This is a genomic window from Candidatus Westeberhardia cardiocondylae (genome assembly GCA_001242845.1).
GTDB classification, from domain to species: Bacteria; Pseudomonadota; Gammaproteobacteria; order Enterobacterales; family Enterobacteriaceae; genus Westeberhardia; species Westeberhardia cardiocondylae.
This window is the reverse complement of the sequence record LN774881.1, coordinates 157856-178391: the sequence shown is the minus strand read 5'-3', so window position 1 is coordinate 178391 and position 20536 is coordinate 157856. Positions and strand designations below refer to the sequence as shown.

13 protein-coding genes and 1 pseudogene are annotated in these 20536 nt (G+C 23.7%); 4 read left to right on the top strand and 10 right to left on the bottom strand.

Annotation, left to right across the window (positions count from 1 at the left end; all coding sequences use genetic code 11):
- Nucleotides 1–231 precede the first annotated feature (231 nt).
- The 5 genes from era to rpmE form a co-directional block, all read right to left on the bottom strand.
- A complete protein-coding gene (era, locus tag WEOB_RS00750; protein ID WP_281264002.1) occupies nucleotides 232–1092 on the bottom strand; it encodes a GTPase Era in 861 nt (286 codons plus the stop codon).
- A gap of 1 nt (nucleotide 1093) precedes the next feature.
- On the bottom strand, nucleotides 1094–1774 hold the full coding sequence (gene rnc / locus WEOB_RS00745; RefSeq protein ID WP_281264001.1) for a ribonuclease III: 681 nt from the start codon (nucleotides 1772–1774) through the stop codon (nucleotides 1094–1096).
- Between the two features lie 102 nt (nucleotides 1775–1876).
- Nucleotides 1877–2857, bottom strand: coding sequence for a signal peptidase I (gene lepB / locus WEOB_RS00740; RefSeq protein ID WP_281264000.1), 981 nt, complete (start codon nucleotides 2855–2857; stop codon nucleotides 1877–1879).
- Between the two features lie 24 nt (nucleotides 2858–2881).
- Nucleotides 2882–4675 (bottom strand): translation elongation factor 4, encoded by a 1794-nt coding sequence (gene lepA / locus WEOB_RS00735; RefSeq protein ID WP_281264064.1) that lies wholly within the window; start codon nucleotides 4673–4675, stop codon nucleotides 2882–2884.
- Nucleotides 4676–5181: 506 nt separating this feature from the next.
- Nucleotides 5182–5388, bottom strand: a complete 207-nt coding sequence (gene rpmE, locus WEOB_RS00730; protein WP_281263999.1) for a 50S ribosomal protein L31 — start codon at nucleotides 5386–5388, stop codon at nucleotides 5182–5184.
- A 2060-nt stretch (nucleotides 5389–7448) separates the two neighbouring features.
- Between rpmE and hslV the strand changes: the two genes are divergently transcribed.
- Together hslV and hslU are read left to right on the top strand one after the other, a co-directional pair.
- Complete coding sequence (hslV, locus tag WEOB_RS00725) at nucleotides 7449–7976, top strand: ATP-dependent protease subunit HslV (protein ID WP_281263998.1); 528 nt, start codon at nucleotides 7449–7451, stop codon at nucleotides 7974–7976.
- Nucleotides 7977–7999: 23 nt separating this feature from the next.
- Nucleotides 8000–9334 (top strand): HslU--HslV peptidase ATPase subunit, encoded by a 1335-nt coding sequence (hslU, locus tag WEOB_RS00720; protein ID WP_281263997.1) that lies wholly within the window; start codon nucleotides 8000–8002, stop codon nucleotides 9332–9334.
- A 482-nt stretch (nucleotides 9335–9816) separates the two neighbouring features.
- Here hslU and pfkA read toward each other — a convergent pair whose 3' ends face one another.
- Nucleotides 9817–10779, bottom strand: coding sequence for a 6-phosphofructokinase (gene pfkA, locus WEOB_RS00715; RefSeq protein ID WP_281263996.1), 963 nt, complete (start codon nucleotides 10777–10779; stop codon nucleotides 9817–9819).
- Between the two features lie 1051 nt (nucleotides 10780–11830).
- Here pfkA and hpt point away from each other — a divergent pair.
- Nucleotides 11831–12373 (top strand): hypoxanthine phosphoribosyltransferase, encoded by a 543-nt coding sequence (gene hpt / locus WEOB_RS00710; protein WP_281263995.1) that lies wholly within the window; start codon nucleotides 11831–11833, stop codon nucleotides 12371–12373.
- Between the two features lie 141 nt (nucleotides 12374–12514).
- Here the strand turns inward: hpt and folK are convergent, their stop codons facing one another.
- Nucleotides 12515–13009: a 2-amino-4-hydroxy-6-hydroxymethyldihydropteridine diphosphokinase gene (folK, locus tag WEOB_RS00705; protein WP_281263994.1), complete on the bottom strand. Its 495-nt coding sequence runs from the start codon at nucleotides 13007–13009 to the stop codon at nucleotides 12515–12517.
- 652 nt (nucleotides 13010–13661) lie between these two features.
- Between folK and erpA the strand changes: the two are divergent.
- Nucleotides 13662–14011: pseudogene (gene erpA / locus WEOB_RS00700) on the top strand (iron-sulfur cluster insertion protein ErpA).
- A gap of 98 nt (nucleotides 14012–14109) precedes the next feature.
- On the opposite strand, the gene lpdA reads toward erpA, so the two are convergent.
- From lpdA to aceE, 3 genes are all read right to left on the bottom strand, one after another.
- On the bottom strand, nucleotides 14110–15546 hold the full coding sequence (gene lpdA / locus WEOB_RS00695) for a dihydrolipoyl dehydrogenase (RefSeq protein ID WP_281263993.1): 1437 nt from the start codon (nucleotides 15544–15546) through the stop codon (nucleotides 14110–14112).
- A 104-nt stretch (nucleotides 15547–15650) separates the two neighbouring features.
- Nucleotides 15651–16961 carry a 2-oxo acid dehydrogenase subunit E2 gene (locus WEOB_RS00690; RefSeq protein WP_281263992.1) on the bottom strand — a complete coding sequence of 437 codons (1311 nt, stop codon included), beginning with the start codon at nucleotides 16959–16961 and terminating at the stop codon, nucleotides 15651–15653.
- Between the two features lie 15 nt (nucleotides 16962–16976).
- Complete coding sequence (gene aceE / locus WEOB_RS00685; protein ID WP_281263991.1) at nucleotides 16977–19649, bottom strand: pyruvate dehydrogenase (acetyl-transferring), homodimeric type; 2673 nt, start codon at nucleotides 19647–19649, stop codon at nucleotides 16977–16979.
- Nucleotides 19650–20536: the final 887 nt, after the last annotated feature.

The following is a 20536-nucleotide window of genomic DNA, read 5'->3' as shown; positions in this document are numbered from 1 at the left end:
ATTTCTACAAAAATAATATAGTATTATTCATATAACTTATTATGACAAAACATTTTCATGTTTTCATGAAAAATCATACAATGTAATATTAATTTATATCTAAAACATTATTTTAAATATCAAAATTTCTCTAAATTTTCTTGACAAACATAAAAAACTCATATAATAAATACTGTAGTCCTCAATAATTCATATTTTTTAAAAAATCAACAAATTTAAAATATTATAAATTTATGTCATCCTTTTCACACATAATTTCAAATTAACACGGGAACTAAAAACAATTTCCATATCTTTTTTTGCAAAATAAATAATTTTTTTAATTTTTCTTCCTTCTTTTCCAATAATCATCTTTTTGTGCATATCACAAAACACAAAAACAAATCCATAAATATTACAAAAATTATTAAAATTTTTATCAATTAAAAAAGGTTCAATTTTCACTACAACAGAATAAGGGATTTCATCCCAAAAATATTGCATGATTTTTTCTCTAACAATTTCTGACGCAAAAAAATTATTTGAATAATTTACAGTTATTTCATTTGGAAAATAACACTTTAATTTTGATAATTTTTTTTTTACAATTTCAAACAAAGTATTAATATTAATATTTTTTTTTGCAGAAATTGGAACAACTTCATCAAAATTAATCTTCTTAGAAAGAAATTGAATATAAGGTAATACCTTACTTTTTTGTAAAAAATTATCTATTTTATTAATAATCAAAATAACTTGACAATTATTATAAAAACGAACAAGTTTGTTATAAATTAATTCATCATAATGTGTCCAATATATATCAATGACAAAAAAAATAATATTAATCATACTAGAAGAAATAGATACATTCAAAAAAACATCTTTAAAATAATCAATATTTTGTTTTTTTTGTATATATAAACCAGGTGTGTCAATATAAACACATTGATATAAATCATCTTTTACAACACCAGCAATAGGAAAAATAGTAGTATTTCTTTTAGAAGAAACAATAGAAATTTTTTTTCCTAACATTCGATTTAATAATGTAGACTTTCCAACATTAAATCTACCAATTATCATTACAAATCCAAAACATTTATTTTTCATTTCATTTTATTTTCAATAATCTAATTGCTTTGTTTGCAGCAATTTGTTCAGCTTTTCTTCTGCTAGAAGCAATTCCTAAAATCACTTCTTTAGATCCGCTAACATGACATTGTATAACAAATTCTTGATCATGTTTCTCCCCTCTAGTTTCTACTAAAATATATACAGGTAAGGGTAAATGATTTCCTTGCAAATATTCTTGCAATCTAGTTTTTGGATCTTTTTGATTCTCTCCTGGAATAATTTCATTTAAATATTGAGAATACCAAGATAAAATGAGTTGTTCAATTCTTCGAATATCACTATCCAAAAATATTGCACCAATTAATGCTTCTATAGCATTAGCTAAAATAGATTCACGGTAAATTCCCCCGTTTCTTAATTCTCCAATTCCAAGAAAAAGATATATTCCTAACTTAAAACGTTTTGCTATTTCCACTAAAGTATTTTTACAAACCAAAACTGCACGCATCCTACTCATATCACCTTCATCTATATTAGGAAAACGTCTATACAAAACATTAGCGATTACGTAATTTAATATAGAATCACCCAAAAACTCCAATCTCTCATTATGAATGCTACTGGCACTTCTATGAGTCAATGCTAAAAATAAAAGTTTTTCTTCTCGAAAAAAATAACCCAAATTTTTTTGAAGCATATTTATCAATTTTAAATTCATAATTTATCAAATAAAATGTTATAGTATTTAAAATTTTTAAAATTCATTTCTTTTAAAAAATCAAATTAAACAACAACAAAATTTATATATTCACATTATATGTTAAAAAACTAATCCAATTCTCTTAAATCGTACATAAAACGGAAAATTTTTATTTTGTTTATCAAAACTTAACCATATCATTGAAACTTTCCCAACTAGATTTTCTTTAGGTACAAAACCAAAATAACGACTATCAGAACTATTATCTCTATTATCTCCCATCATAAAATATTTTCCGTTTGGAACAATCCACTCTGCAGACAAAGTCCCTGGTTGCTTATAATACATATGGCAAAAATCCTGATATCCAGGAATAATAAAAATATAATGAAATATATCACCCATATATTCTTTACATTGCATTAAACGTATACTTGGGAAATTACTTTCTAACATTGAATCGCATGGAATATTTATAAAATTATTTGTATCATTTGAACAAAAAATTTTTATAAAATCACTAGGAATAATATCACTGTAAAACATTGGAAATATTTTTGAATATTTTTTATCTTTATAAACATAATTATATCGTATTGTCAATTGTTTTTTATATACATCATATTTAACTTTATCACCTGGTAATCCCACTATTCTCTTTACATAATATAATTTCGGATTTAAAGGATTTTTAAACACTACTACATCTCCACGTTTAGGAACGCTAACATTTATAATAATTTTTTTTGTAATTGGATTTTTAATATTATAAGAAAATTTATTTACTAAAATAAAATCCCCGGCTAAAAGAGTTGGCATCATAGATCCAGAAGGAATATGAAATGGCTCAAAAAAAAAAGAACGAAATATAAATACCCAAAACAATACAGAAAAAAATAAAGTACACGTTTGAACCAACCATAATTGACTAAGTCTTTTAAAAATAAAAAAACTATTTTGTTTGAAAAAAAAACTTCTTTTCTTTATTTTACTATACAAATAAAAGAAAACAAAATAAAGAATTTTTTGAATTTTTTGCATACAAAAAAATAACATAAAAACAATAAACAACATTCCAAATAAAAAACAAAAACCGACCATATTATCCTCTTAAAATTCATCACATCATACTTTTATATCCATAAGGCTCAAAAAAATTTCTTTTGACAAAGATAAATGACCTAATTTCTTCATTGCTTTTTTTCCTCTTTTTTGTTTTTCTAATAATTTTTTTTTTCTACTTACATCTCCTCCATAACATTTTTCTGTAACATTTTTTCTTAACTGTTGTATATTAGAACGAGCAATAATACGTTTCCCTATAGCAGCTTGAATAACTACATCGAATTGTTGACGAGGAATTAAAGATTTTAATTTATTAATATACTTACTTCCAAAACTAAATGCTTTATTATAAGGAACGACAAATCCTAATACATCAATTTTTTTTCCGCAAATAAGTATATTTACATACTTTAAATTTGATTTTTTAAAATATTTAAATTCATAATTTACAGAAGCATACCCGTTTGAAATAATTTGCAACTCATCAAAAAATTTTGATATAACTTCTACCATAGGAATATGATAAATCAATTCTATTCGATTTTTTTTATATATAATATCAATTTGAATTCCACGTTTACTAATACATAATTCTATAATTTTCCCTATATATTTATGAAAAGAAAATGATATACAACATTCAACAAAAGGTTCACGAAATTCTATAATTCCATTAATTAAAGATATTTCACAAGGATTATTAACATATACTATATGATGATTTTTCATTACTATTTCATAAGAAACTGTAGGAGAAGTAACAATTAATTCAAAACCATATTCACGTTTCAATCTCTCTTTAATGATTTCCATATGCAACAAACCAAGAAAACCACATCGAAATCCATAACCTAATGTTACAGAATGTTCCACATTAAAACAAAACGAAAAATCATTTAAACTAAGTTCTTTAATTGCCCTACAAAATTTTTCGTAACTATTAGAATGCAAAGGAAAAATTCCCGCATATACTTGGGGATTAATTTTTTTAAAAGATGGTAAAAAACAAACAGCTGGATTTTTTTCAAGTGTTATCGTATCCCCAACTCTTACACTATCAATATCCTTAATAGAACAAACAACCCAGCCAATTTCTCCCGAAATTAATACTTCTTTATAACAACGTTTTGGTGTAAATATACCTAATTTAGTTACAAAATATGATAAACCGTTACTCATCATTTTTATTTTATCGTTTTTTTTTAAAATTCCGTTTTTAACACAAACTAATAATGTTACTCCTAAATAATTATCAAACCAAGAATCAATAATCAACGCTTGCAAAGGAAGATTAATATTTCCTATAGGACAAGGAATATCATGTATTAAACGCTCTAGTACATCTATTACGCCAAATCCAGTCTTCGCCGAACATTTAACTATATCAGACGAACTAATTCCAATAACATTTTCTATTTGTTCAATCACTGGATTAATATTATCAACACAAAGGTCAACTTTGTTTAATACAACTACTGTTTTTAATTTCATTTTTATAGCAAAATAATAATTAGATAAAGTTTGAGATTCTATTCCTTTACTAACATCAATTAATAATAATATTCCCTCACAAGCAAAAAGAGAACGAGATACTTCATGTGAAAAATCGACATGTCCTGGAGTATCAATAAAATTTAATTGATAAAATTCATTGCTACGTGATTTGTAATTCAACGATACATTTTGTGCTTTAATTGTAATACCCTTTTCTTTCTCTAATTCCATAGAATCCAAAACTTGGTCTACCATATCCCTTTTATTTAACCCCCCACAAATTTGAATAAAACGATCAGCAAGGGTAGATTTTCCATGATCAATATGAGCAATAATAGAAAAATTACGTATATTTTTTATAATCATATAAATATTCAAAAAAATAAATGCACTTATTAATAAATGTTATAAAAATTATTCAATATTTTAACCCTAAAATATAATATAATAAACTCTTCTAAAAAATAAATTTATTATATTTAAATAATACAAAACATTTAAATATTCAAAATATGAAATCACATTAAAAAATTTATTTGCATAAAAAATCAACTTAAAATTCATTCGATTTATAAAACAAATATAAAAAAATATCCTTTTAAAATAAACTTTCAAAAAATATATAAAATGACATTCATAAACAAAATTAAACTAAATTATTTATACAAAATAAAAAAATTATATATCATATAAAATTTTCAATTTAAATAATAAATATATAAGAACATAAATTCATTACCATTTAACTTTTAAAATATAATAGATTTAATTTTTTAGAATCTCTAATCACACTTTTTAATAAAACAAAATTCAGTTCAACAATTTGAATATAAACTAAAATACTAAAATTACTTAATTAAAAATTGTTATTTCAACAAGGAAAAATTTCTATTAAATTTATTCACACGACCACTACTATCAATAATACGCTGTTTTCCCGTATAAAAAGGATGACAAACATTACATATATCTAATGAAATATCATTAACTAAAGTAGAAAAAATACTCATAATATTTCCACATGAACATACAGCCCGTATTTTAACATATTTCGGATGAATACTTTTTTTCATTATTAATACCTCACAATTTTATATCAATGTTTCATATATTTTGAATTATAAATACATAATACAATATTTATCTATATTATATAAAATACAAATCAAATCTTACTTACATTTTAATAACTAAAATAAAACAAATCACTTCAATACCTTTAATGCAATAAAATTCAATCATGAAACATTTGTTCTTTACAAATTATACTTAACATTTCTAAATATAATCTATAAATTCTCTTAAAAAATTTTTCATAAAATTTTTAACAAAAATTGAATCTATTTAAATATTTTTTAAAAAAATAGATTAATAAAATTTAAAAGATCATGTAAACTGTAACTTTTATTTTATCACATAAAATACACATTTATTCTAAAACTTAATTTAAATCTCAATTAAATTTATACATTAAAATAACATTAAACTTATATAAAATAAATACACCAAACTTTATAATATAAAATAAATTTTAAATAAAACACAATAATATAAACTTTATAATACATAGATGAAATAAATCTTTCACTAAAAACTTTTCATGAATTTAGTATCTAAAATTACATATAAAAGACAAATTTTACGCAAAATTATCATATAACTTAATACAAAATAACTTTATTTAATAAAAACATAACTAAAACTTATTTATTAATATTTTAAAAAACAAACTTAATTGAATAAATATTCAATAAAAATTATTTTTATTGAATTAAACAAAACAATAACACTAAAATTTTCAAAAAAAAACAAATTCAAAATCAGCTTTATTAAAAAGTTTCATTTTCTATTAAATCATATGTAATGCAAAAAAATAATCAAAAATATTTTAATTTACGAAATTGTAATATAATAAAATACTGAATAATATTTTGTATATAAAAATAGACAAAAATAACATTTTCTTTATTACTATATACGTGATTATAAAAAATTTTATATATTTTTTATAAAAAATTTTAGAAAAACCATTTTAATTTAAATATAATATATTTTAAAACATATAACATTACAATATTAATTTATATGTTGATTTTTTAACACTTATCATTTATAATACTTTTCAATTTCATATTTTCTAATTATAAACAAACCTAACCTACTAATATTTATTTATAATCACAATCTAAATATAAAAATAACTTATTAATTTTTGATATATGAAATTTCATATAATCTTTTATATTCTTATTCAATAAACAAATAATATTAAAAATTCAATTCATCAAACTATCGAATATTATTAAATATATAATTAAGATTACTGATCAAAAAAACCAAAAAATTATTTAAATTTTTTAAATCATATAAAAATTTTCATAATAATTACACAAAAATATAATTCATATTTATATTACAGAGAACCTGAGTTATATAAAAATATTTTAAACCTTTTAAATTAACATGAATAAATTATATTCTAAAATCAAAAATACTAAAACTTACACACATAAAATATATTTTATAAAACAATTATAATTTTATTAAACATACTTCTAATAAATTAAAAAAATGATATTAAAATTATATAAAAATAACACATCTTTTTTAAAATAAATAAAATATAAAAAAACAAACTTGATAAAATATAAATTATGTACAAATTCTAAAAATAAAAAATAATAAAAAGCTAAATTTCAATACGATTTGATAAAAATTATAAAATAGTTAGCATACACAAATTTTTATGTTACAATTTTAAGCGACGGTTTTAATAATTTTAAAAAACTAACTTTAAAATAATAATTTTAAAACAAAATTTCCTGTAAATATATACAATGTATTTTAAATATGCAAAAATAAAATTAATTGTTACACAAAATTTTATATAAAACTTGACAAAACAATAATTTCATTGAAAATAAAATTCAAAATTAACTTCCAATTATTTCAAATATTTATTACACAAAACATTACAACCATAATTCAATATTATTCATATAACAATAAATTCACATAATATTGTTTAATTAAATTAATTAAAATTTCAATATTAAAATTGACATCATATTTATTTATATTTTAAAACATACTTCTATTTTATAGTTTTACTTTACTCTCATAGGGGTTATTTGTGACAACAATTATAAGCGTGCGAAAAAGTGATCATGTAGTTATCGGAGGGGATGGACAAGCTACTTATGGAAATACTATTATAAAAAGTAATATACGCAAGGTTCGTCGTTTATATAACGATACCATCATTGTCGGTTTTGCCGGAAGCACTGCCGACGCTTTTACCTTATTTGAATTATTTGAACAAAAATTAGAAATATACCAAGGACACTTAGTAAAGTCATCTGTTGAACTTGCAAAAAATTGGAGAACAGACAGAATATTGCGAAGATTAGAAGCAATACTAGCAGTAGCAGATAAAAAAAATTCATTAATGATTACAGGAAATGGAGATGTTATACAACCAGAAAATGATTTAATAGCTATAGGATCAGGTGGAACATATGCGAAATCTGCAGCCTTAGCATTACTAGAAAACACAGCACTTAACGCAAAAATAATTGTAGAAAAAGCATTAAAAATAGCTAGCGATATTTGTATATATACAAATAATTTCTATACTATAGAAGAATTAATATCAAAATAATAATTATTCTTAAAGGTAAAAAAATGTCTGAAATGACTCCCCGTGAAATTGTTCATGAACTTGATAATTATATTGTAGGACAAGAAAACGCTAAAAAAGCTGTAGCCATCGCACTACGAAATCGTTGGCGGCGCTCACAATTAGATGAAATATTACGACAAGAAATCACCCCAAAAAATATTCTCATGATCGGTCCAACTGGGGTTGGAAAAACAGAAATAGCTAGAAGGTTAGCTAAATTAGTAAATGCTCCGTTTATTAAAGTTGAAGCCACTAAATTTACAGAAGTAGGATACGTAGGAAAAGAAGTAGATTCTATTATACGAGATCTAACTGATTCGGCTGTAAAAATGATAAGACTGCAATCCATAAAAAAAAATTCTCTTCGAGCAAAAAAATTAGCAGAAGAAAAAATTTTAAATGTTCTTCTTACAAAAAACACAAATCACTGGGAAAAACTAAAAAAAGAAAATAATGAAATTTATAATATTAAAGAAAAACTTAGAAAAAAATTACAAGAAAAAAAATTAGATACAACAGAAATAGAAATTCATTTATCTTCAAAACCAATGGATGTAGAAATCATGGCACTTCCTGGAATGGAAGAAATGACAAACCAACTACAATCAATATTTAAAAATCTAGCAGGACAAAAACAAAAATTACGTAAACTTAAAATAAAAGAAGCCATGAAATTATTAACAGAAGAAGAATCTGCTAAATTGTTAAATCAAGAAGACATAAAAGAAAAAGCTATCGAAGCTGTAGAACAACACGGAATCGTATTTATTGATGAAATTGATAAAATTTGTAGAAAAGGAGAAATATCTACACCAGATATTTCTAGAGAGGGAGTACAAAGAGATTTACTTCCGCTAGTAGAAGGATGTATTGTGTCCACAAAACATGGAACAGTAAAAACCGATCACATTTTATTTATAGCTTCTGGTGCTTTCCAATTATCAAATCCTTCAGATCTTATCCCAGAATTACAAGGAAGATTACCAATACGAGTAGAACTAAAAGCACTAACAAAAGAAGACTTTGAAAGAATCTTAACAGAACCTAATACAGCAATTACTAGGCAATACATTGCTCTAATGAAAACAGAAGGAGTTCATATAAATTTCACTCAAGAAAGTATAAAAGATATTGCAAAAGCTGCATGGAAAGTTAATAAAAGAACAGAAAATATAGGAGCAAGACGTTTACATACCGTATTGGAACGTCTTATGCAAGATATTTCTTATAATGCTAATGAATGGAAAGGAAAAATTTTATCTATTGATTCCAACTATGTGAAACATCATTTAAATGATCTCATAGCAGACGAAGATTTAACTCGCTTTATTTTATAAAATAAAATAAAAAACACAAAAATAAAATATAATTACTAAAAATTTATATATATTTTATAAACTTTAATTAAAATAACATTTTAATCTCGTATAGTCTTTTCTTAATAAAATAAAGATTAAACCTTTTATAAAACATTTTATTTATTATACAAAAACTTATTCGCAAATTTGATAAGATTTTAAATAATTAATTAATTTAAGATTTTGAATTAAAAAATTACAAAAATCATCAAATATAATATAACTATTGATAAAACTAAATTATTAAACATAAAAAATTTAACAACATCTAACTCGAATAATCAAAATACTACTGATACATAAAAACTTTTAATAACATTTAAATATGAAAATTATACACAGCTAAAAATCTTTGTATTTTAATTACATATATTCATTATTTAAATTTTAAATCAAATTTAAATATTTCTATTTTAATAAAATTTACAAATAATCAAAAATATATACTAAAATATGAATAATTAAAAAAGCTTTTTCGCAATTTTCATTAATTCTTTACAAAAAGGACGTTTCATTTTTTTAATAGCATCAACAATATCATGATGCACTAATTTTTCATCACGTATTCCTATACAATGTCCGCTATAACCTTGTAACAATAATTCAACAGCATACACTCCCATTCTAGAAGCTAAAATTCGATCATATGCTACAGGACTTCCTCCTCTTTGAATATGACCCAATATTGTTGCACGAGTTTCTCTTCCTGTTTTTTTTTCAATATATCTAGCTAAACAATTAACATCATAAATATGTTCTGTAATGCTAACAATAGCATGTTTTTTTCCTTTTGCAATACCTGCATGAATTTCATAAACTAAATCTTCAGCTTTAAATTCCGTTTCGGGTAAAACAATAAATTCACAACCACCAGCAATAGCTGCTGCCATAGTCAAATCTCCACAACCTCTACCCATAACTTCTACAATAGAAATACGTTGATGCGAACTAGAAGTATCACGCAACCGGTCAATAGCTTCAACAACAGTTTCCAAAGCAGTAAAATATCCAATACTATAATCCGTTCCAGCAACATCATTATCAATGGTACCAGGTAAACCAATACAAGGAAATCCCATATTTGACAAACATTTAGCGCCTATATACGATCCATCACCCCCAATAACTACTAATGCATCCATACCACATCTAATCATATTTTGAATACTAATGAGTCGAATGTTCTTATTTTTAAATTCAGGAAATCTTGCTGAACCTAAAAAAGTTCCCCCTCGATTAATCATATCAGAAACACTATATCTATCTAATTTAACCATCTTATCTTTATAAAGTCCTAAAAAACCATCATATATCCCAATGACCTCCAACCCCATAGACAATGCAGATCTAACAACACTACGAATAGCTGCGTTCATACCTGGAGAGTCACCACCACTTGTCAATACACCAATTTTTTTAATCATAGTTATTTTACCGATGTAAAATATTTTAGATATTCATAAAAAATCCATAAATCAATACAATATAAATAAACTAAATTTCTCAACACAATATACAATATTACAAACAATAAATTTTATAAATTTTTTCTAAAATTATTTATAATAATTTGTATAAACAAAAATCACATAAAATGATCCAACATAAAATTTATAATTACAATAAATCAATTGAAATATTTCAATTATTATTCATTAAACTCCCATAAAACTTTATAAAATAAAAAATTTTATCACTAAATACACAAATTAATTGTGACATATTATTATAAATTTAATTTTATATTCACAAAATATAATAAAATATATAAAAGAATTTTAGAATATAAAAAATTTTAAAAAACTCATTCAACTTAAATTAACTAAACTACAAAAAATTTCACAATATAAATTTACCTAAATAATTAATTATTAACTAAATAAACTTTTTTAAACAAATAATAATTAAAAATTTTAAAAACTATTTAATACAATATTTCAAGTTTATAAAATCAAAAACTCAAATATATAACATTATACTAATATTATCACAAAATATTTTATATAATTAAAAAATTAATAAAATATATTTAATAAATTTAAATAAACTCTATAATAAAAACATTTACAATTTAAATTTAATACATAAAACATACAAACTAAATTGTATAAAACTATTTAAATATTACAAAAACAAAAATTTTAATTTTGATACATATTTTAATAATATTTTATTTAAAAAAATTCAAAACATATCTTTAAAATCCAAAAACCACAAATCATACATACGATTTCAAATCAAATAAAATAACTACAAAGATTAATCTCAAATATTTTGTAATATAAACAAACATATCAAACCAAAAATACAAAATATATAAAACAAATTTCTTTTCTTAATAATAAAATACATCCATATACTGTATTATAAAAAAATATAATTTTATCAAATTTGCCTTCATGATAAAATATACAAATTGAATAAATAATCACAACACTATAAATATTAATAAAATCTACACCATATATAACCATAATGAATCTTAGAAAAAAATATAATATAAAAATTTTATTTTCTAAAGAAAAAATAGCGCGCAGAATTAAAGAACTCGGAAAATCTATAAGTGAATACTATCACAACAGTCATGAAACAATCATATTAATCGGTTTATTAAAAGGATCTTTTATATTTATAGCAGACTTATGTCGCGCTATTACTTTGCCACATAAAATAGATTTTATAATTACTTCAAGTTATGGAAATAGTATTCATTCAAATAAAAATATCAAAATTTTAAAAAATTTAGAAGAAAACATATACAAAAAACATGTCTTAATTATAGAAGATATTATTGATTCAGGTAATACACTAAATCAAATACAAAACATTCTTTTATTACATAAACCAAAATCTCTTTCTATATGCACATTATTGGACAAACCAAAAAGAAGAGAAACTAATATTTTCGTGCAATGGACAGGATTTACTATATCAGATGAATTTGTAGTAGGATATGGAATAGATTACGCACAATACTACAGACATTTACCATATTTAGGAAAAATTATAAAAATATAAAAATAAAATAAATTCAATATATTTAAAAATACTATTTAAAATTCATATAACACAACCAACTATGTTTTAAATTTTATATACAATTAACATACAAAATAAAACCTTTATTTTTACAATATAATATAAATTTGAAACATTATATCATTCCCAATATGTAAGATTTTTTAAAGAAATAGATTTTATACAATCCAATAAACATGTTCCATCTGGAAAAGAAAAATTCGGCATCAACTCAAATAAAGGATACAAAACAAAAGAACGATTTTTCATATCATAATGCGGAACTATTAATTTTTTAGTATTGATAACACAATTCCCAAATAACAAAATATCAATATCTAACGTTCTAGACTCCCATCGTTTCAAAGTACGAACTCTACCTTGTTTCAACTCAATAAGTTGAATATTTTTTAACAACATTTCAGGAGATAAAAATGTTTTCAACAAAACTACAACGTTTAAAAAATCAGGCTGATTTTTTAAACCTAACGGCTTACTTCGGTAATAAGATGAACAAGATAACAATTTTGTATGTGGAAAAGAGAAAATAATATTATTAATAGCTTCATTAATTTGTTTAAAAGGATTACATAAATTACTACCCATAGAAATCCAAACAAAATTTTCCTTTTTCATAACAGAATCACAAATATAAAATTAGAATAATATTCTACATATACATAATTACGAACGCTAATTAAATAAAATACAAAATCTTATCTATAAATAAACTATGTAAAAAATTTAAATGAAAAAATAAATTTTTCTATTATACAAAATAACTAATTAAATATATACATTAATACCATTAATAAAATAAAACGATGAACAATGTAATTCTACACGAAACTATCAAAATAATCAAAATTTACTTAAAATTAAACATTTTATAAAAAATCTTTTATTAATATAAATATATAATAATTTTAATTTCAATAAAACTAAATAAATAAATTTTGATATCAAAATTATTTAATAAAATACTTTATATTTAAAAATTCTATATAAATATGCATCATTTTTACATTTTTACAAATACAAAACTATTAAACTTTTTATAAAATTTAATCAAAAAATTATACCTTACATGAAACATAGTTATATCAATATCACCTAAATTAAAAATTAAACAAATATTTATTCTAATTAAATAGCAAAATATGAAATATTTTCCTCATAACATAAAAATTATAATATAATATATCATAAAATAATTTATACATTGGACAAAATTTTTTAAAAAAATCAATAACCTAAATAAATATAATACAAATAAGGAAAATACTCTATGAACAATCAAGATTTAATTTTACCAATAAAATTCACAAAAAATGCAATTATCAAAATAAAAAAAATAATCTCTAATAAAAAAGATCCAAATATAAAATTAAGAATTTACATTGTAGGAGGAGGATGCAATGGATTTCAATACAAATTTATATTAGATAATCAAATATGTGAAAATGATACAATTATAAAAAAAAAGGCGCTATTTTAATCATAGATTCAATGAGCCTACAATATCTTATTGGAGGATTAATTGATTACATAGAAAATCTAGAAGGATCTCGTTTTACAATAAAAAACCCACACGCAAAAACTACCTGTAGTTGCGGAGAATCATTTAGTATACTTTAAATAAAAACATAGTAAATTTTTAATATAAATCTATGAATATAATGCAATAAATTTTAATAAAATAAGCATATTCAATTAAATTAATATAAAACTTATTCTCATACTGATATGGAATCTTGATATAACATTGCTGCTGATGATATAGATTCATACAAAGTAGGATGCGCGTGCACTATTAAAGAAATATCTTCTGAATCACAATTCATTTCAATAGCTAAAGAAATTTCCCCTAATAATTCCCCTGAATTTACCCCAACAACAGAACCACCTATAATACGATGCGTTTTTTTATCAAAAATTAATTTAGTCATTCCATTTTGATGATTGGATAACACCGCTTTACCAGAAGCAATCCATGGAAAAACTGATACAGAACAATCAAGTCTTCGTCTTTTTGCTTCCTTTTCCGTTACACCGACCCACCCTATTTCAGGTATTGTATACACAATTGATGGAATTACTCTAGGAGTGAAAAAATGTCTTTTTCCATAAATAACTTCAGCAACAATACGACCTTCATAAATACTTTTATGGGCTAACATAGGAGATCCAACTATATCCCCTATAGCATAAATATGGGGTACATTAGTACGCATTTGTTTGTCTACAGAAATAAAACCAAGATTATTTATCACTACTCCAGCTTTTTCAATACACAAACATCTTGCGTTTGAAACTCGTCCAACTGAAACTAAAACTACATCATATCGCTCTTTTATTACTTCAACAGAAGAATTATATTTATATTGCATGGTAACATATACACCATCTTTATTTGATTCAGAAGAAACAATATCATAATTCAACATTAATTTATTAAACAAACCTTTAATTTGTTTCTTAAAAAATTGAATAATATCATCATCTACCATGGAAATAATCTGATTAGATGTTTCCAACATATCTATATTTGCACCAAAAGCATGATAAATCGTAGCCATTTCTAAGCCAATAGCACCAGCTCCAACAATCAGCATTTTTTTTGGTATAAATTTTAAAGATAATGCATCATTTGAATTCCATATTCTAGAATCTTTTTCAGGAAAGACTGATAATTTATTGGGTTGAGATCCACATGCAATAATAGCATGATCAAAACTCACCAAAATTCTATCATATTTACGATATTTATTATTACTTACATTATTAATTTCTAAAGTATGATCATCAACAAAATTCACATAACCTATTATGACATTAATTTTTCGAGATTTAGCTCCATGCAATAAATCTGCAGATAATTTATTAATTACATTTTCTTTCCATTTTTTTGTATTTATAAGATCAATGTTTAACTTGCTAGTAGTAATATTACATTTGTTCAAACTATCAATTTCTTTTATAATATTAACAATACGCAACAATAATTTTGAAGGAATGCATCCTGTGTTTAAACATACTCCGCCCAAATTAGAATTACGATCTATCAAAACAGTATCTAACTTTAAATCTGCACAACGAAATGCAGCAGAATAACCTCCAGGGCCAGCACCAACAACTACAACTTGAGTTTTTATTTTATAAATATTATTCATATTCTCCTCATATATTTATAAATACAAAAAAATAAACCTTAATTTACAAAATTATCATTTATCTCATACAAAATAAAAATTCAAAAACCTAAATAAAAACTATATTACATAATTAAATATCGTATATCAGAAATAATTAAATTAATAAAATTGACAAATCTCGCTGCATCCGCCCCGTCAATAACTCTATGATCATAAGACAAAGATATAGGCATAATTAATCTAGGAACAAACTTCTCCCCATTCCATATAGGTTTCATAGATGCTTTAGAAACACCAAGAATAGCTACTTCCGGCACATTTACAATAGTAGTAAATGCAGTCCCTCCAATTCCACCTAAATTAGAAACGGTAAAACACCCTCCTTGTGTATCTGATAATATCAATTTTCCATTACGAGTTTTATTCAATATATTTTTTAAATCATGAGTAAGATCAACAACACTTTTTTTATTAACATCACGCAACACTGGAACTAACAAACCACGCGGTGTATCTACAGCAATACCAATATTTATATATTTTTTTAAAAATAATTTTTTATTATCTTCAGATAAAGAACTATTAAAACGCGGTAATTTTTCCAAACTTTTAGCCACAACTTTTATAATAAAAATCAACAAAGTAATATTCAAATCTAAATTCTTTTTTTTATTCTCAAGATTCTGTTTTTTTCTAAATAATTCTAACTCAGTAATATCAACTTCATCAAATTGAGTAATATGAGGAACCGTTAGCCAATTTCTATGCAAATTTAATCCAGAAAATCTTTTAATTTTTTCTAAATTTATTTCTTCAACATCCCCGAATTTCTCAAAATCCGATTTTTTCCATTTGGGTACCCTAGAAAATAAATCAAAAGAAGAAACAGAAATACTAGAAAGTTTAATTTTTTCTCTTACATATTCAGCTAAATCTTCTCGTAAAATTCTACCTTTTCTTCCAGATCCTGAAATTTTAAACAAATCAATACCAAATTCTCTAGCTAAACGACGAATACCAGGAGAAGCGTGTACATAATTTTTTTCATCTTTACATAAAACATCATCTTGTTTCGTAAAAGTAACAACATCATTTTCTTTAAAAATATTATTTTTACCAAAAACATCATTAGAAAAAGATTTTTCTTGTGACAAAAATAAATCACTTTTTTTGTCCTTATCTGAAAAAATATCCTCATCTTTTGATTTAAATAACATAATAAGTGATCCCATTTTAATTTTATCACCTATATTAACTTTAATATCTTGAACAATACCGTTACAAGGAGATGGTATTTCTACGGAAGTCTTTTCACCTTCAATCAAAATAATAGGTTGTTCCTTCACAACTTCATTCCCAACACTAACTAAAATTTCAGTAATTTCTGCTGAAGAAATCCCAATATCTGGAACTTTAACTTCAATTATCGTCATACATTACTCTCTTTGTTATAATAAACGAGGATTAATTTTATCAATATCAATCTTAAATCTATTAATAGCAGAAACAAGAATATCAGAATTAATACTCCCGAATTTAACCAAAACATATAAAGAAGCAATAACTATATAGCTAGTATCAATCTCAAAATAACGTCTTAATTTTCTTCTACTATCAGACCGTCCAAATCCATCAGTTCCCAAAACATAAAATAAATTAGTAGGTACAAATTTTCCAATTTGTTCCGCAAATATTTTCATATAATCAGTAGAAACTACTATTGGTGCATTATTCATAACTTTTCTAATATAAGATACTTTTGGAACTTCCGTTGGATGTAACATATTCCATCTTTCACAATCTTGAGCGTTTCTTGCTAATTCAGAAAATGAAGTTACACTATATACATCTGAACTTATATTATAATCCTTTAACAAAACTTTTGCAGCTTCTCTAACATGTTGCAAAATAGAACCAGACCCTAGTAATTGTACTTTCTCTACATTCCCTACAAATTCCTCTAACTTATATATCCCTTTACAAATCCCTTCCTCAGAAAACTTTGGAATATCTGGCATACAATAATTTTCATTTAATGTCGTAATATAATAATAAATATTTTCTGAATTCTCTCCATACATTCTGTGAATACCATTATGTATAATAACAGCTAACTCATACGCATATGCAGGATTATAAGAAACACAATTAGGAATAGTCAACGAATAAATATGACTATGCCCATCACCATGTTGCAAACCCTCCCCGTTTAATGTAGTACGACCAGACGTTCCACCAATTAAAAAACCCCGAGCTTGTTGATCACCTGCTGCCCAACATAAATCGCCAATTCTTTGAAAACCAAACATAGAATAAAACACATAAAATGGAATCATTAGAAAATTACTAGTACTATACGAAGTAGCAGCTGCCAACCAAGAAGAAAATGCTCCTAATTCACTAATACCCTCTTGCAATATTTGTCCAGATTTATCTTCTTTATAATAAATTAATTTTTCACGATCTTGGGGGGTATATTTTTGTCCACACGAACTATAAATTCCAACTTTTTTAAATAAACCTTCCATACCAAATGTACGAGCTTCATCTGCAATAATTGGAACTATTCTTTTTTTTATACAACCATCACTCAATAATATATTTAAAATTCGAACAAAAGCCATAGTAGTGGAAAATTTTCTTCCTTTCCCATACAACAAAGAATTAAAACAATCTAATTTAGGAAGTTCTAATAAATTAGTAAATTTATTCAAACGAATAGGAACAAACCCGTGTAAAACTTTACGACAATTACGCAAATAAGCATATTCTTTTGAAGATTTTGCTAATTTCACGTAAGACAATGATAAAATATCTTGATCACTAACTACATCATGCAAATTAAAACGATCTCGAAACTTACGCAAACCATATACATCTATTTGTTTAACTTGATGCGCAATATTCATCCCTTCTGCAATATCAGATAAACCATATCCCTTAATAGTATGCATCAAAATAACAACTGGTTTTCCAACAACACTATGAGCTTTATTCAAAGCTGAAAATATTTTTTTTGAATCATGTCCACCTCTATTTAACATTAAAATTTCTTCATCACTCATATCTTGAATCAAAGATAAAGTCTCCTTATATTTTCCAAAAAAATTCTTACGAATATAAGAAGCACCGAAAGATGATAAACGTTGATAATCTCCGTCAATAGTTTCATTCATTAATTTAACAAGCTTTCCAGTAATATCTTTTTTTAATAATGAATCCCACGCACCTCCCCAAATAACTTTAATAACTTCCCAACCAGATCCGCGAAACACCCCTTCTAATTCGTTTATAATTTTACCGTTTCCAAAAACTGGACCATCCAAACGTTGTAAATTACAATTAATAATAAAAATTAAATTATCTAATTTTTCACGAGCCGCAACAGTAAGCGCCCCTTTTGATTCGGGTTCGTCCATTTCGCCATCGCCAAGAAACACATAAACTTTTCTAGTAGAAGTACACTTTAACGAACGATATTCTAAATATTTCAAAAATTTTGCCTGATAAATCGCGCTAATTGCACCTAGGCCCATAGATACAGTAGGAAATTGCCAAAATTCTGGCATTAATCTAGGATGAGGATACGAAGACAAACCAGATGTTTCTCCTGTCTCTTGACGAAAATTATCCAATTGTTCTTCAGTTAAACGTTCTTCTAAAAAAGCGCGCGAATAAATACCTGGAGAAACATGTCCTTGAAAATAAACTAAATCCCCTCCATTTTTTTCCTCTCTTCCTTGAAAAAAATGATTAAAACAAACATCATAAATAGTCGCACAAGATTGAAAAGAAGAAATATGACCTCCTAAATCTAAATTTTTTTTAGAAGCACGTAAAACAATCATAATAGCATTCCAGCGAATTATTGAGCGAATACGGCGTTCAATTTCTAAATTTCCAGGATACTGTGATTCTTCATTAGATGAAATAGTATTAATATACGAAGATACATTCTTGCGAAAAGAAAATTTTTCTCCATACACTTTTCTTGTTATTTTATCAAGTAAAAATTTTGCGCGATCCATGCCTTCTTCTCTAATTACTGACTCTATCGAGAGTATCCAATCATAAGTCTCTTTTGGATCTACATCATTATTACTTCGAAAAAAATTAAACACGATACCTACCTTAATATAAAAATTAAATATACTAATTAATTTTAAAAAAATAACAAAATTTGTTACATTAAAATGCAAAAATTTTATCTAATCTAAATTACTAAACAATCTATAACTATTTATCAAAAATCTCTTTTAATTTTATATAAAGAAATTTCGTAAAAATAATACACAAATGTAAAATTTAAACTAAATATAAAATCTACAAGATAATATTATAAAAATTAATTTTATTCAATCAAAATTTTTACAAATAAAAAAATTAACTAATCTCTTGCAAAATAAAATAATTTAAAAAATCGCATTTAAAAATATAACAAAATATTCAAAAATCTTAAAAATTAAATTTCATAATTTCAATTAAACTTAAAATCACAAAAATTAAAACAAAACCACCACATAATAATTAAAATTAAAATTACAAAACTTTCATTTTTTAAAATACTTCCAATTAATACAAAATTCATAAAATTCCTACTTTAATATGAACTTTTAAAAAATTACAATACATACAGTTTTATGTAAATAAAACTTCTAATTATAATATATAACATACAAATTAATAATTTTTAACAAAAACTCTTATAAAAAACATATTAATATATTACTATGCAAAAATAACATAAATAAAACTTCAAAATTTATAAAATTAATTTACATACAAAAATTTCCAAATAATTTTTAATGTATAATTAAATCCTATTTAAACTTTAAAAATTTATTATATTAAAATTAAATAGAACACCGCACTTCTAATACGAAAAAAGACACATAAAATTTTTACTTTTAAAATTAAAACTAAAAATTTTCATAATATTAAACTTTTAAAAAATAAATATCATCACTTCCCTAAAAAATTAAAATCATAAAAATAATTTTTAATTTTC

Bases quoted from the DNA above. Each gene is read 5' to 3' on its own strand.
- rnc (WP_281264001.1), bottom strand. From the start codon at position 1,774: ATGAATTTAAAATTGATAAATATGCTTCAAAAAAATTTGGGTTATTTT.
- hpt (WP_281263995.1), top strand. From the start codon at position 11,831: ATGAATCTTAGAAAAAAATATAATATAAAAATTTTATTTTCTAAAGAA.
- pfkA (WP_281263996.1), bottom strand. From the start codon at position 10,779: ATGATTAAAAAAATTGGTGTATTGACAAGTGGTGGTGACTCTCCAGGT.
- lpdA (WP_281263993.1), bottom strand. From the start codon at position 15,546: ATGAATAATATTTATAAAATAAAAACTCAAGTTGTAGTTGTTGGTGCT.
- lepB (WP_281264000.1), bottom strand. From the start codon at position 2,857: ATGGTCGGTTTTTGTTTTTTATTTGGAATGTTGTTTATTGTTTTTATG.
- folK (WP_281263994.1), bottom strand. From the start codon at position 13,009: ATGAAAAAGGAAAATTTTGTTTGGATTTCTATGGGTAGTAATTTATGT.
- WEOB_RS00690 (WP_281263992.1), bottom strand. From the start codon at position 16,961: ATGACGATAATTGAAGTTAAAGTTCCAGATATTGGGATTTCTTCAGCA.
- hslU (WP_281263997.1), top strand. From the start codon at position 8,000: ATGTCTGAAATGACTCCCCGTGAAATTGTTCATGAACTTGATAATTAT.
- rpmE (WP_281263999.1), bottom strand. From the start codon at position 5,388: ATGAAAAAAAGTATTCATCCGAAATATGTTAAAATACGGGCTGTATGT.
- era (WP_281264002.1), bottom strand. From the start codon at position 1,092: ATGAAAAATAAATGTTTTGGATTTGTAATGATAATTGGTAGATTTAAT.